7 protein-coding genes and 1 pseudogene are annotated in these 14,943 nt (G+C 56.1%); 2 read left to right on the top strand and 6 right to left on the bottom strand.

Translation table 11 applies throughout. The annotated features are described in order from the left end of the window. Positions 1 to 294 precede the first annotated feature (294 nt). The 5 genes from VKV29_RS06955 to VKV29_RS06935 all read right to left on the bottom strand — a co-directional run bounded on the left by VKV29_RS06955 (position 295) and on the right by VKV29_RS06935 (position 11,573). The gene (locus VKV29_RS06955) at positions 295 to 2,052 is read right to left on the bottom strand and encodes a hypothetical protein (protein WP_324200581.1); all 1,758 of its coding nucleotides are present in this window, start codon (positions 2,050 to 2,052) and stop codon (positions 295 to 297) included. Between the two features lie 34 nt (positions 2,053 to 2,086). Further along, positions 2,087 to 5,338, bottom strand: coding sequence for a hypothetical protein (locus VKV29_RS06950; protein WP_324200580.1), 3,252 nt, complete (start codon positions 5,336 to 5,338; stop codon positions 2,087 to 2,089). Positions 5,339 to 5,428: 90 nt separating this feature from the next. Then, complete coding sequence (locus VKV29_RS06945; protein ID WP_324200579.1) at positions 5,429 to 9,304, bottom strand: hypothetical protein; 3,876 nt, start codon at positions 9,302 to 9,304, stop codon at positions 5,429 to 5,431. 37 nt (positions 9,305 to 9,341) lie between these two features. Continuing rightward, positions 9,342 to 10,529: an anti-sigma factor family protein gene (locus VKV29_RS06940; protein WP_324200578.1), complete on the bottom strand. Its 1,188-nt coding sequence runs from the start codon at positions 10,527 to 10,529 to the stop codon at positions 9,342 to 9,344. Between the two features lie 228 nt (positions 10,530 to 10,757). Continuing rightward, on the bottom strand, positions 10,758 to 11,573 hold the full coding sequence (locus tag VKV29_RS06935; protein WP_324200577.1) for a hypothetical protein: 816 nt from the start codon (positions 11,571 to 11,573) through the stop codon (positions 10,758 to 10,760). Positions 11,574 to 11,764: 191 nt separating this feature from the next. On the opposite strand from VKV29_RS06935, the gene VKV29_RS06930 reads away from it, so the two are divergent. Both VKV29_RS06930 and aroF read left to right on the top strand, forming a co-directional pair. Continuing rightward, positions 11,765 to 12,064 carry a hypothetical protein gene (locus VKV29_RS06930; RefSeq protein WP_324200576.1) on the top strand — a complete coding sequence of 100 codons (300 nt, stop codon included), beginning with the start codon at positions 11,765 to 11,767 and terminating at the stop codon, positions 12,062 to 12,064. Positions 12,065 to 12,395: 331 nt separating this feature from the next. Next, positions 12,396 to 13,418 (top strand): annotated as a pseudogene (gene aroF, locus VKV29_RS06920) (3-deoxy-7-phosphoheptulonate synthase). 6 nt (positions 13,419 to 13,424) lie between these two features. Here aroF and murJ read toward each other — a convergent pair. Next, positions 13,425 to 14,943: murein biosynthesis integral membrane protein MurJ (murJ, locus tag VKV29_RS06915; RefSeq protein WP_324200574.1), on the bottom strand; the 1,519-nt coding region annotated here is incomplete at its 5' end.

Below are 14,943 nucleotides of genomic sequence, written 5' to 3'. Positions count from 1 at the left end.
AAGTGAGAGCGTGTTGAAGTGAAGGGTCGTAGGGGTAACCCTTGAAGGGAGGGCATCGGCCTTGAAGAGCTGGCAAGAGAGACACCTGTCATTTCTTGTGAAATAGACACTTGTCATTTCGAGCCGAAGGCGAGAAATCTTGAGTTTCAATACTACCCGTTCTGAGGACAAGTGCGTGTGCTTTGAAGGGGAAAGAGGGCTAGAGCGATTAGTTTCCGGTTCTAGCGACAACCTGCAAAGCAAGTTCAGTTAGGGGAAGCAAGCTTCCCCTAACTGATTTGAAAGCGCCGCCGCTCAGGCCTTTATGTAGCGCATGGCAGGACGCTCGTTGCGCCCCCGCCCCTTGGGGTTGATTCCACACAGATAGAGCGCCGTAGCGTACACATCGCCATGATTGGGCACCCAAGCGTCTTTAGAGGGAGTCCTCCCCGGAAGCAACTCGCCGGTAATCGGGTCGTAGGCCGGGTCCATGGTGCCGTCCGGCAGAAGAGGGATGGGCATCCCCGTTTTTTGGCCTACGCCGCCAAACTGTGAATTTCCGCGAACGCCTGCCCCTAAAAAGGCCGCCCCGGTTACGCGCCAATGTTGGGAGATGTCCTGGTCGTATATCAGCTTGTCCTTCTCCGCATCGCTGATATTCATCTGTTGGATGGCGCGCACATCGCCACGGATCGTGCGCCCGAACTCGGAGGTGATGACGATCGTCGTGTAGTCGAACAGGCTCTTGCCGGTGTTCTTGTAAGGCGTGCTCTTTAACAACTCGACCAGCGTGTTCAACGGCTTCCAGAGATTCTCACGCATCATGTTCGTCTGATCTGGCATGCCGATCGGCGTTCTGCGATCCGGCCCCCACAGGCCACGACGCGCGTAATGGCTATCAAATAGGCGAATATCACGCGACTCGATGAAGAAGCAGGTCGAAAGCCCCGCGCGCATCAGCTCATAGGCCATCATCGCCTGCACATTCGTCGCCGGCGTGAACTTGGTACGCGCCTTATTGCCGTTCACGCTGGTATAGGTGATCATCTCGTCTTCGGGCTTGATGTCGAACTTCTCGCGCAGAATGGGGTCGTTGAAGAGGTTATTGATGAGGTTAGCATCAAGCCGCTTGCCTGCCCGTGCCAAATTGTTGTAGATGCCAAGCGCCGAATCGTAGCTGCGAATAACCTCCATATGGTTATCACGGGTGAGATAGGCGCTCATGTTGTCCACAAAACGCTCGATCTGGCTGTTCACCACGTCGGAGGAGTTCTGCTGCATTCGCATAAGGAATCGCTTTAGGTTCGCCGGTGTGCCCGCATAGATGGTATGCGCCCATACCGGCCCTAGGTTTGGATAAAAGCCTCTCCGCCCCGTATACTGCTGCTCGTTCAATTCTCCATCGGCAAGCCACCAAAACCAACCGATGTTGGGCAAAACATAGGGACGCCCGTAGACCTCCGCAAAGGCCTGCATCACATCCCGCTCGTCCGGCTGACGTTCGTCGGTAAGTACAAGATTATAGGAACCCATATGCACGTTTAAGCGCTCGCCTGAATGGAACTCACCGGTGTCCATTGAGCTAAGCACGGCCATATAGGGAAAATGCTCTTTGCCCTCCTCGGCCAGATAACCGTACCGAATATTGCCCTGTTTGTAGATGCCATAGTGTGGCTCGCCAAAGTGAAGCACACGATAGAACTCATCGCTGATCCGGTCTGGTGGGAGGCGATGGATCACGTTGTTGGGCGTCATCAGGGGGCTGAACATGTCGTAACTTTCCCAGCCACCCTCCAGGTACCAATAGATGAGGAACCGCGGTTCATCGCCTTCCTGCGCCATCTCATGCACCATCTCCGCCGTGCGCCGCGTGGTTACCGGCGCCCCATAGGCTTTGAAGTAGGCCAGAAAATCCAAAGCGCAGATGGACGCAAGCCCCATGCCGGCACGGCGCAGAAACTCCCTGCGACTGAAGAAGCCGGCATTTCCCGGATGCTCGCTAGGAGCCGGACGGAGAATGACCTCGTCGGAAACTCGACACTCCGGTATTCGCTCGGAACGAAAATCTCGCATCTCTGTATTTCTCCCTATCTTGTTGCCCTATTCCTCATGAACCTAGCCGTGCGACACGCGGGCTTGTGCGCTCTCTTGTCGGCTCTTCCGGGCTAGAGGCAGGGGATGGGCGGACGCTCCCGTTGAGATATTCTGGGCTGAGCACAATCGCGCGGATCAGCCCCTCGATATCGTAGTGATTGGCTTTCTCGGTTTCCCAAAGACGATGGTACAGGCCTCTCTCGTCTTTGTCCCAGCGCATCTCGCGCCCGAAGTAGAACACGAAATGCGTCTGGATCATCGTGCGAATGAAACGCTCTGTGTTGACGGCCTTCTCGGCAAAGGCCTGCATGCCCTCCCCTTTGAACGGATAGCTGGGCACAAGCTGATGATCCGTATCGTCAATCAGGTTGCCCTGGCTGTCGCGCTCATGATAGACCCCGTCATCCGTGAAGCGCGAGCGTTGATATGCGAGGGGCGTTAACACCTGGTGACACGTAAAACAGACCGTTCCTGGCGTGGTGGTCTGTACGGCGGTAATGCCCTCACGCATCTTTACGATCGCCTCCGGCACAATAAACACATAGCCGAGGAACTTCTCGAGCACCTGGGCAGAATAGTTGAAATGCGGCAGTCCGGGCTTGCCTTCGATAAAGCCCTTCATCGTTAAGACGCCGCTGTGGCCGTAGTAGGCAGGGCGTGGCTCGACCTTCCAATCCGGCGTCACCGTGTAATCCGCCGTGAGAATCTCCTTGAAGGGATGATGATGGAGCGCGATCCATGTCCACAATCGCACCGGTTCATCATCGGTAAGAGAACCGTGGCTCTCTAAGTACAGCCGAATACGGCGGAAGTAGAAATCGGCAAACTCTTTAGAGTGCAGATAGTGATTGACGAACGAAGAGAGCGGGGCACCTGCATCCAACTGCGCGATCTCGGCCTGCGTGGGCGGCCGGGCCACCAAATCCTGCGCAATTTTCACCAGCTGCAGCCTGCGCCGTATCTTGGGGTTCGTGGTTACCGCCAACGAGAGCGGCCGGGTGAAAAGAAAGTCGGGATGCTTCATTAACAGCCGACATAGCCCTTCCCAAGCCGCCTGTTGCGCCGACATGGGCGGCACGGTGAAGCGCAGAACCGCAGTATGGACATCCTTTATCGCCACACGCGCTCCCCCTATCTGCCGCCAAGTATATTCGAGCGGAGAGCGCTGTAGGTTAAAGGAGGCGCTCGCATCTAACGTGATCATGGCTCCCACGTGGGCGCGAGGCGGCGCGACGATGGTGAGAATGGGAGTTGAGGCCAGAGCATGCACCGTAAGCGGTACATGGCTTGAATGCCCCTCGTGCCCCGGATAGCCGAACTCAATGCGATAGAAGGCTGTGGGTTGCCACTCTTTGGCGTGCACATCCGGCCGATAGTACAGCCGCAACTTGCCCTTTAGGCTCTCATTGTTGCCGTCGCTGAGAATGTGGGGGCTAATGGCCTGATAGAACTGGCCATACTCCTCCCCCAAAGTGCCCCAGCCTTGTTGCCCGTCCGCCTCGTTGCTTTTAACGTAAAAGTCGGCAAGCGGCGGCTGGCTCCCCTTAGCGACATCGGGCACAAAATGCACGGCATCGGCCGCAACAAGACCTTGCGTCCCTGCGTTGGATATCTCCACTCCATCGCCCTTGCCGAACTGAAAAGCGACATCGGGGCTAAAGGTGGAATGGGTATCGTCTGTCTCATCCACATAGAAGGTCACCTGGCCTTGTGGCGGCAACGGCGGTAGCGGTGGCTGTGCCGACGTAGAAGGACTATGGGAATGAATCTCCACTAAGGTCTCGGTAGCGTTGCGTCCCTCGTAAACGGTACGCCCATCTATCTGTGTGGTCTGCACCGGATGATAGCGCCAATCTAATGTCAATATGTATTTGCCGGTCTGCGCCACTTTCAACGGGATGGTGATCTGCCCTTCGCCTCCATCTCTATCATCCTCTTCGTAGGAAGCTATCCCATCGCGCTCAGTCAAATGCCATGCGCCCTGCGCAACGACGCCGGCATCTTTCATGGAGATCAGGTGTGTTGTTTCATTGGGCAGTGGCCCTGTCACTTCAAGGCCGCTCACCTCAACAACGCCCTGATGGCCCTCGTTGGAGATAGTCACAAACTGCCCATTATCGCCGGCCTTTAGCAGCACCGGGGCACCTAGCGTCCATTTCGCGAGCTTCTTATCCGAGCTGGTGTGCGACGTATCGTTTTCATTGACCAACGTCTGCTGCAAACCGTAGGAGTCGTTTACGACTTCAATGCGCACTTGGCGCGTTGCTGTATGTCCTTCGGGGTCTTTGGCCGTCAGCTGAAACTGCAGGGCATAGCTGCTTTGTGCCACCTGCGGGGCTGCCCGATAGATGGCCCGCAGGAAGTCGTACGACTGCTGTAGTTCCATGGGGGTTGGAGGTCGAAACAGCATCCGCTGATAGAGCAGCGTGATATCATGCTGATAGAGAGGATCGGGTTTGGGGCTAGTCAATGGAGAACGGGCAGGAATGCGCATCCTAACGAAAGGCCCGGTATGGTTGAGATAAGCGTTTGAGGCCACGTCTTCAGAAAGGGCATCCATGGCGGCAAGATATTCCGCGCTGGGATGGGCGCTTTCGTTGAAGCTGTGCACGAAATCGGCTCCACTAAACTGAGCAATGTTCTTCTCAAACATGTCTTGGTTATCGCGCCGCCAATCGTCACCAAAGATGGTCTGTATCTTGTTGCGAAGCTGGTAGTAGGTTAAGAAGGTATTATCCCCGCTATCGGCAGGAATAGGCCCATGGTAGGGCATCAAGAGGGCCGGCGGGAAGTGGCTTCCATCTCCATCGGTGCTCTCCGTATCTTTAGGGCCACCGGCATAGAGTTTTTGGCAGAAATCGCGCAACTTGGCGATGTTGGCAGCACTCCAAGCATGACGAGGTGGGGGCGGCATTCGGGTTGTATCTGAAGTAGAGCTAACGCGCGCAAGTAGAGAGGAGGGATTGTTCGGGTCGAGATGACCATCCGTCAATAAGAGCTGATAGGTGGCTGCCGCGTCGGGCATTAGGCGCAATTGGGAAGGGTTGCTGCCCATATGGCATGGGGCACAATCCTTCTTTAAAAGCGGCCAAATCTGCTGCGTAAATATCTTCGAGTAGGCCGCGATCTTATCCGGCGTCAGTCCAGCTCCCGATGGGGGTTTGGTTTGCGCCGCGTTTTCCCCTTTGGGGCCAAACCCACACAAAGCCACCAAAGCCCCAGTTAGACCGAGGCACAGATAGTGCAGTGCCTTCTCTTTTTTCATATCCCTCTCTCCACAGAACCTATTTTCGGCGGCCGCGCCTAAAAAGCCTTCCTCCTCCCTTATCTAATTTCGCGACCGCTTCGCTATTTCCTAGAAGAGGAAGTTAAAGCTCAGCTCGCCCCGCAGTTCGTCATGCAGCAATCGTCCCGCTGCATCCTTGCCATCATGGGTCACCCAGGTCGCCCCAATGGAGAAGAAGTCGTCGGCATTGAACTTGCGTTCAAAGGCGATATTGAGCTGGTCTGATCGATCATAACCGATAGCAGAGCCGTTTACGCCCTTGCTAAAGGAGAATGTAAAGCTCTCATAGGGGTCTAGCTTCTGTTGCAGACTAAAGCCCAGCGAGCGCGTAAGCAGTTTTGTTGCCGTGTTACGGCTTAGGCGATAGAAAAGCCCCAGCGTTAAGTTCTTACGAAAGTCGTTTTGCAGGCTGAAATCCACTGCGGTCTCCGGCACGTACTGCCCATGCCCATCGTCCGGCAAGCTTCCATAGTTGTAAACGAGGTGTGTCACCGGGGTTAATTTAGCGTCGGCCATGAACTTTCGGGTTAAGATCACCTTGCCATCAAACATCGTCCAATCGCGATAGTAGAAGCTTGCGTGAAGCCAGCGATGCGGATTGGGGTCGGTTGCGAACGAGTAGAGCCGTGTGGCGGTGCTTTGGCCGTTCGGTAACGTCTGGCCGTTGTAGTCCAAAGCAAAGGTGTTCTTCCAGAGCGTCCATTCAATGTGGCCCGTCATGGTCTCGTTGATCAGCTTTCTATGGTCGTTCAACGAGGCGTATCCAGCCTGGATCGTGAGGTTTTGCAGAGGTCCGAAGCTTATCGGCTTCGTATTCCGAATGGAGAAGTTCGCCACGTCGTGCGTGTTTTGGTCGGCTTTTGTATGCAACTCATCGAACTGTGCCGCCAGGGTAACATCCTTACACGGTTCCCCTTGAAGCCCCAGCGAAACGGCACTCTTCCCGTTCTGATCGTCGGCAACAGTAGTGGTGGTGTTAATTGTTAACGCCAACTGTTTCGTGGCCTGATATTTGACTCCGTAGCCCTCCGTGTTTTCAACGATGATCGGCTTATCTTTCTCCGCCGGATTGTTCGCATCCGGTGAACGCTGCAGGTCGGAGCGTGTGTAGTCTAAGGTGAGATACTGGGTAGGTTGCGAGTGCAAGCTCATCGAGGTGGAGTTGGTAAATTTGCCATCGAGCGACGTCGCTTGCTGAACCTGATAGTCCACCGCTCCCCCTTGCCCTAATTGAGCGGTATCTATATGAACGTCCTGCTGATGGATCGTCTCCCCCACTCGGCTGTTGGTAAGGTTAACCCGCACCTCATCCGAAAGCTTTAGCCCTAACCCCTTCTTCACCTGCGTGTTTAGGGCTACCAAGCGATGCTGATAACCGTTCGCCACCCCCTTGGCGGTCGCTATATCTCCATCATCACTGTAGGTGAGGCTAAAGTTCTGGCGTGGGGTGTAAACCAGATTATGGTGGAAGATGGCATGGGTCAACAGATCGAACAGATTCGTTGCCCCATAATTGTAGGTGTCTAGCGTTAGCCCCTTGATCTTATCGAGATGCAGGCTAATGGCCGCTCGACGGAAGCCGCGTTCGGAGTTGATCAGGCTCTGATCGGGTGCCGGCAAGGCCAAATCGGTAGCCCGCGTAAAGTACTTATCCACCTGAGCAAAGTCGGCGTTGAGCGTAAGCCCTTTGGCCGTGAGAGACAAGGTTTGACGCTGCATGCCTGCGTTTGCCATCTGCTGTGCGGTAGCCGCACCTATGCCGTGCGCTTTCGTTTGGGCCAGGGTAGCGGCAACAGCATCGGGGGTGGGAGCAAAGCCCAGCGAATTGTAGGTTAAATGGGTGGTCTTATCTATCTGCCAGTTAAAGTTGAGCAACAGGCTACGAAGGCCATGTTCGTTGCCAAACTGCGCCTTTTCCACATCGGAAAGCAGGGGCAGACGGGTAAAGTTGTCGGAGATGGTCTGCTGGGTAACGCCCAGTTGAAACTGAGGCGTGGCGAAGGCAAAACTCTCGCGGGTGATAGCGGGCGTCGGCGCAGCCGCGAGGGATGTATGATTGGGAGCCGACGTTTTGCCTGTTGTTGCAGAGGTGTCTTTGATGGTGAAGGCGGAGAAGGACAGCGAGGACGCCTTGTTTCCTTTACCCAACTGCAGACTTGCATCGAGCAGAGTCCGTGCCAAACCGGCCTCATGCAGCGCTACCTGCGCGATGAGAGGAGGTGGCAACTTGCTGAGGTCGGCGGAGGGGTCAAACTGATGGAGGATATCCAGCGCAAGATAGCGCTTGTCAATATCCGGCAGCACGGCCAGCTGACCGAATGCCGCATCGGTGCGCCGATTGATAAGAGCAAAATGGAGGCCACCAAGCTGCACTTCAAGGCTTTGTCGGAACATACCTGCGTCGGGTGCGCTGCCGGGCTTAGCTCCTAAGGCGCCGGTAAGCCGCAACGCCAGTTGCGAAAAGGCGAACCGACTCGTGGCCGAGGGGTCAAGCAACAGATGAAAACCGCTTCTATCGAGGCCGTCGTTCGCCACTACCTGCGCCAAATCTACCGGCGATACCGCATTGGGTGCTGCAGTGGGGTCGTAGAGGTGGTAGGTATCCAACGCTAAATCGGTCTTATCTGCAAGGCTCAGATCGCCCAAACGGCCAAAGCCTTTGGTGATGGCATTGTGGGTGTAGCCGATATCTAGCCCCCTCGTCTGCAGAGAGAAGGCGCTGCGATCGAAGGCGCCGCTTTTGGCCGAAATATGCGTATTTTCAAAATCGAGGCCGCCAAGGGTGGGTCTTTGCTTGTTGCCTGCGAAGGCAAGATTGAGTCCAAGTTGCGACTCACGAAGCCCTGTCTGGTGCATCCAGTCGGTCTTTTGGGCCTCACGCAAACCGGAGAACAGCTTGAAGTTCTGCCCTATCTGCTGAAAGTTATAGTGCACCCCCAACAGCCCCGCATGAAGCTCGGCGGAGCGCTGTTCGATGGTGCCGCTTCCATCGTCTATGCGGTTCCAGTTCAGTGCCAGAGCCGAGGAGGAGGGCGTCGGCCTTGATGCCGATCCGTTTTTGCCACCGTTCCAGTTCAAGTCGAACCCAAGCCGTTTGATTCCCCGCTCACTCTCAAGCTGGTTCAACTGCTGCAACATGCTTTGATTGCCTTGAAAGCCCTGCTTAAGAGCCGCAAACCCGTTGAACTTGGCCCCCACATCTTGGTAGTTTGCGGTAAACGAGAGGCCTCCCGAATGAAGCGCCAAACTCTGCAGGATGAGCTGCCCCCTCCCGGTAAGGGCGTTTGCCGGCGTGGGGGTGAAAAGGGATTGCGGATCAAAGACTATGTTCTGACTGCGTTGAACGTTAGAAAAATAGGCCAGACCACTGTAGCTGCTCAGACCTCCCTTTCCAAACGCGCTGTTCAGCGAGAGACCTTTCAGGGTGGTGTTAAAGCCGTTTCCATCGCTGGCCGTTAGACCGAGGAGGAGACCAAGTTGTGCATTGGCCCCCAAGTTAAACTGTAGTCCGGGTGCTACAGGGGCTAAGCTTGGGCCACCGGGCTGATCGAGATAGCGATAGGTGGCGCTAATGAGGTCACCGGAGGGCACTGGGACCGAGAGAAAGAGGGAGCCACTTGCCGGGTCTAGCATGTAGTCTTTTCCGGCGGTAAGCTCTCTACCGTCGAGAAAGAGGTGCAGGGTATTGGGGATAACGTTGCCGTGAGAGAGCACACAGCTCCCCTCACCGCTGCCGGCCAGCCATTCATGAACGAGGTGTCCGGGGTTTTCCGCAGTGGGCTGCAAAGCCGGCGGGGACGCCGGCGTGTTGGTGACCGGGATGGCCGGCACAGTCTGTGCCTGTACGGTGGCAGGAAGGAGTACAAGCAGAGACAAAAGGGACGAAAAGATTGTGCCGATCAAAACGTTTCGACAATCTCTTTTCGCAGCTTTTGGCACGCTCATCCTTCCTCCCTCCTCAATGTTAGACGCCCTAGCCGTTCTAGAAACGGCCGCTCACCAACACGATTCGGGCTTGGCGTTGCTCTGTATTTTCTATGGCAATGCGACTAAGCCCCAAATTACGCTCAGACAGCTCGCGTTTTATCGAGGCCGTCGAGCGAAACTTGAGGGCATCGGGCGGCAGATAGGCCATGTAGGCCAACGGGGTATCCCCTCGGTCGGTCACCGGCCTCTTGTCGGCTGCAGGCTGAAGCGTCGTAGCGCCTGCGGCGGTTGTAGCGTTACTATTGGCAGATGTTGTTTGGCCGCTTGGCTTCTGCCCCATCGTGGAGGTTTGGCTCGACGGCGCGGAACCACCGGCAGGCGGGTTACCACTTACGTCCATCGTATCGCTGCCATGATGGCTAAAGGCCGGCTGATCGATCTGATCCATGCCCGGAACCGGCGAGAAGACGGCTGCCATCTGAACCATTGTGCCTGCGGAGCTGTTGGGGTTCCCTTCCGTCGGTGCCACCCTCGAGGGTTTTTTGGCCTGCTGTCGTATCGGCTCTGCTGCCCGAGCCACTTTAGCATGGTGTCCTAAGGAGAGAGAGGCGGCAACAGGCCGGGTCGGCTGTTGATCGAGGTCCGGCGCGAGTGGTTTAGAGCGTAACGGCGCGACGAGCTGCTGGGCAATGAGCGTTTCAACAGGTCGGCTGGATGTCGTCCGCATGGCTCTGGCACGAAGCGGGTGCGAAGAAAGAGCATGGCCACGGTTAAGACGGTGCACAACAGGCGTCTGCGGCAGGGCTGCGATATGCGTCGGATGGGCCGAACTGTGGGCAGCTGGGAGGGTGTTAAACCGGATAAAGGCCACCCACAACGCCACCGCCAGGGCCAAAGCCCCACCCGATAGCACCACAGAGCTTGCAACGCGCCTGCGCGTCCATAACTCCGCCAAGTGCCAACGCCACGTGCGCCGATTCACCGTAGCAGCGAGAATGGCGCTGCGTAGATGGGCCGGCGGCTCGATTTCCGCCTCTTTGCGCAAAATTTGCGTGGTGGCCTTCAGTACGGCCAGCTCTCTCTGCCATTGCGGCGACTTGGCGAGTAGGTCATGAAACGCTGCTTGTTCTTCCGGCGTCAACTCGCCGTCTATATAGCTACTTAACAGCTCCCAAACCCGTTCTTCGTTGAACGGATCGGGCTGTTGGCTCTCATTAGGTTCAAATTCTGTTGATTTGGGCATCTTTTGCTCCTCGAAGGCGACATCCCTTATGTCGTCCCTCTTTCGCCTATTCGCTTATCCCGCACAAGGGAGACCGTGTTCTTCTGTTTTCTTCTATTTAGTGAGACACCGTCTCGCAAAGAATGTTTCAGATGGGAAAGGAGATGCCAAAGCGCCCCCTCTTTCAGAGTGGAAAGAGGGGGTAAGTGTATGAAGTAAGCAGCCCGCTATTATTGTCCTAAAGGCCGGCTACTGGTCTTCTGTTAAAATCACATCGAAATGCGGCGCTCCATTTGTGGGGTTGACTTCGCCGATGAAGAACATGGTGTAGGCATGCCCTGCCTGAAGAGTAACATGACTGATGTCGTTCTGGGTGGGAATGGGGGTGTTGGAGCCGGCCGCCACCACGCCGAAATCGAATGTAGACCCGGCGACCACCGATAGAGGCACATAGTTGGATGAGGAGGAGGGGGTGCCATAGCTGATGTTGGTAAGCCCCTGTATCGGCAACCCGTTGTTCAGCAGGGTAATTCCCGGCGTTCCTGCGGTATCGGGTGCGAGGTTGATCACACGCAGATAGGCATTCGTTGTGCCATAGGAGATGGAGGGCACGCTGTCAATAGCGCGGAATAGCGTAGGCCCCTCAGCGCCCGTTTGCCCAACGATGCCGGCCACGATAATGGTATAGGTTCCGTCGCTTTGGCCTGGAGTATGTGGACTTAGCAAGAAGGAGGCCTCCGGTGCCAAGGGGGTGCCGCTAACGGCAGGTGCCGCGTAGACATCGGTGTTGACGCCGGTGCCCGTAAGGGCGTTTCCTCCAGAAACAACGGTGGTGTAGGCGCTGACTCCTCCATTTGCCGAAGGCAGTATCTGCCCGTAGAGCAGAGGTTGTGTGTTTACGGGCATGCCTCGTTGCACGATGTTGACCCCACCCGAAGGCCCGCCGATGAGCGCGTTTAACAACCGCACGCGGCTTGTGGTGTTCGGCCCGGTGCCTAACCCTCCACAACCTACCAGGACGAAGGTAAGCCCTATCCCAATCAACGTTCCCACGACCTTCCGCATGGTTTCGACTCCTTTCCTAAGACGATGCAGTAGGGTGTACGCTAAGAATTACGCCGCTTCCCCGGAGTTGTGACACAGCGGCCCCAACTAGGGAACCCTGCGTCGGCCTGAAGGCGACAGTCTCCGCGCCTAAACGTTTGATGATTGCACCACTTCTGGGCAGGCACAAGGCCTGCCCCTAGCGATGCCGGATGGTTTCTCACGATGCCGTACGCAACACCGACAGCCTTGAGGGGAAGGACGTGTGCCTTGAAGAGCCGGTGATACGACTGTCGTTTGGAGCCGAAGACGAGATGAACCACTGTCATTTCGAGCCGAAGGCGAGAAATCTTAAATTCCGCTTCCCTGCAGTTCCGAGGGGTAGGGAGTGGGGCTGCCAATCTCACGGCTCTAGAGGCAGTTCACCAAGCAAGATGACTTTGCTCGCTCCCTATCCCTTCCTTTCCGTCCTCGCGGACAGCAATGCAGCGGCCAGCGAGATAGGCGATTAAGGGAATAAAACTGGCCGCTGAGTTGCCCACCGCGAGGTGCCCCTCTCCCAAATTGGGGGAGGGGGAAGGCGTCGGCCTTGAGGGGCGGGGGGTGGGGGCTTGTAGGGGTAGGCCTTGAAGAGCCGGTGATACGACTGTCGTTTGGAGCCGAAGGCGAGATGAACCACTGTCATTTCGAGCCGAAGGCGAGAAATCTTGAGTTTCAATTCCCACCAGCTTTGAGGGCGAGGGCGTGTACCTTGAGGGGGAAGGGAGCGGGGAGCTACAGCCTCTAGAGGTAAAATATATCCCACGTTGTTCGATAACACACGCGAATATAAGGATAGCTAAGATGATTATTGTGATGAAAAAAGGTGCTACCAAGGAAGACGTTCACAGTGTAGAGGAGCGCATTCGGGAGTGGGGCTATAGCGCGCATCCAATTTATGGAGCCGAACGCACCGTTATTGGGGCTGTGGGCGTGCCGGAAGCCGATAAAGCGCGCTACATGGAATCCTTAGAGGCGATGCCCTGCGTAGAAAAGGTCATTGCGATTCTACGTCCGTACTAATTCGCCAGCCGAGAATATCATCCTGAAGGCACCGTGGTAGATGTGAACGGGATACCGGTCGGTGGGAAACAGGTGGTTATTATGGCCGGCCCTTGTACTGTGGAGACCTATGAGCAGACATGGGAATCGGCCGTTGCCTGTCACGCGGCCGGCGCCACCATCCTAAGAGGCGGTGCCTACAAGCCCTCTACCTCGCCCTACTCTTTCCAAGGGCATGGAGAGGAGGGACTAAAGATACTTCGGGATGTGGCAGATAAACTCGGCATGCGGGTGGTTACCGAGGTGATGGACCCTCGCAACGTGGAGTTGGTGTGTCGTTATGCCGATATTCTTCAGATCGGCACGCGCAATATGCAGAACTACGATCTCCTTCGGGAGGTAGGCCGCGTGCGAACCCCGGTGCTACTAAAACGCGGCATGTGGGCGCGCATTGAGGAGTGGATGCAGGCGGCGGAGTACGTTCTTGTAGGCGGTAACCCCAATGTTATTCTTTGTGAGCGCGGCATTCGCACTTTTGAAACCCATACCCGCAACACCCTCGACCTTTCGGCGGTGCCCGCCGTAAAAGAGCTTTCGCACCTCCCGATCATCGTGGATCCGAGTCAGGGAACCGGTAAACGCAGCTTGGTAGAAGCGATGTCGAAAGCGGCCATCGCGGCAGGCGCCGATGGACTGCTTATCGAGGTACATCCTCATCCCGATCTGGCTATTAAAGATGGCGCTCAATCCCTTACCTGTGAAGGTTTTTGCAACCTTATGCGCAACCTTCGACCGGTTGTGGAAGCGGTAGGCCGCACGCTTTAGGCAGAATCAGTTCGGGGAAGCTATCGCTCGCCGGCGAAAGAGGCGTCTTAAAACGTTTACCTCCTCCATGCGAAGCCAAAGCGCCATGGCCAAATAGACCGTTGTGGAGAGCACCAAACAGGCCGTAACAATGACAAAAGCCTCGAAGGTTACATGGGAGCGATAGCCGGGGTTTATGGCGAGAGCCTGACGTTGCCGCTGCATGAAGAACCACTGCAAGGCGTTGCGCAGCACCCAGCAGACGATGCCGGCAACGCCGGAGGCCAACACGGTTCGCAGTACCGACTGCATCAGCCTGCCCCCGTAGATGCCATGCAACTTTATGCGCAGCATGTAGACCAGAGCAAGCATGTCCAAGATGGCGGTTATCGAAATGGTGAGGGCGATATTGGCCACGGCGTGCGTCTGGTCGTGACGGTCGGCAAGTTTGAAGAAGGCCAAATTCAGCCCCACCAAAACGAAGGTTACCAGCGTTCCTATGACTACGGGCGTTTTGGTGTCTTGCACGGCGTAAAACCCCCGAGCGGCCACGCTAATGGCACACCAGGCAAAAGTGCCGATGGCAAAACAGCGGAGCACGGCGGCGGCGATGAGGGCATCTTCATAGCTATACTTGCCCGTTTGCAGCAAGAACTGGATGATGGGCAGCGCCAGCACATAAAGCAGGATGGAGGCCGGAACGCTCATAAAGAGAATGGCCCGAAGCCCAAAATTGACGCTCGCCCTCAAGGCCGCCATCTCTTTGCGTGCCGCCTGCGCCGCCATCACCGGAAAGATAGCAATGCCTGCAGCCTGACCAAACAGGGCGATAGGCACATGCATCAACTTATTGGCGTTCATAAGGGCGGATTGCGCCCCGTTACCGAGGTCGGAGGCAAACATCTTCCCAATGATCGTGGAGACCTGTGGCAACGCCAGCCCTAGAATGACCGGCAACATCAGCTTGAACACCTGAACAACACCGGGGTGGCGCAGATGCTTAAGCAGATTTTTGGTTACAAGATAGCCACCGGTAGCCCGCACAAAAATCCATTGCAACACGAAATTCCCGAAGAAGGCGCCTCCCACCGCTCCCCAACACAGCCCTGCTACCCCGTAGTGCTTGGTGAGAAAAAGCCCCCCAAAAATGATCCCGACATTATAGAGGATAGGGCCGAGAATCTGCCCGCTAAAGATGTTGCGCGCGGTGAGGGTGCCCATCATCAGGCCACCGAGAAAGAAGCAGAGCTGGGCCGGCAAGAGAATACGGGTAAGACGCACGGTATCTTCTACTTTATGCGGGATGTGCGCAAAGCCGGGGTTTGTAATTAGCACAAGCGTCGGCGCGAAAATCTCGCCTAGCACGATAAGCGCCCCGATGAAAACCGTCATCACAAACAGCACGACACTGAAGATGCGCCAGGCCTCACGCTCCCTGCCGGTATGGATGTACTCGCTGAAGACGGGGATAAAGGCGCTTGAAATAGCTCCTCCTGCAATGAGAAAAAAGATGAGATCGGGTATGGTGAAAGAGCCGTTGTAGATG

The organism is Chthonomonas sp. (assembly GCF_035294165.1).
GTDB lineage: Bacteria > Armatimonadota > Chthonomonadetes > Chthonomonadales > Chthonomonadaceae > Chthonomonas.
The sequence above is the reverse complement of the archived record's forward strand: the minus strand, read 5'-3'. Positions and strand labels throughout refer to the sequence as shown.

Coding starts and splice junctions, on each gene's coding strand:
- VKV29_RS06935 (WP_324200577.1), bottom strand. CDS start 11,573: ATGCGGAAGGTCGTGGGAACGTTGATTGGGATAGGGCTTACCTTCGTC.
- VKV29_RS06930 (WP_324200576.1), top strand. CDS start 11,765: ATGGTTTCTCACGATGCCGTACGCAACACCGACAGCCTTGAGGGGAAG.
- VKV29_RS06940 (WP_324200578.1), bottom strand. CDS start 10,529: ATGCCCAAATCAACAGAATTTGAACCTAATGAGAGCCAACAGCCCGAT.
- VKV29_RS06950 (WP_324200580.1), bottom strand. CDS start 5,338: ATGAAAAAAGAGAAGGCACTGCACTATCTGTGCCTCGGTCTAACTGGG.
- VKV29_RS06945 (WP_324200579.1), bottom strand. CDS start 9,304: ATGAGCGTGCCAAAAGCTGCGAAAAGAGATTGTCGAAACGTTTTGATC.
- VKV29_RS06955 (WP_324200581.1), bottom strand. CDS start 2,052: ATGCGAGATTTTCGTTCCGAGCGAATACCGGAGTGTCGAGTTTCCGAC.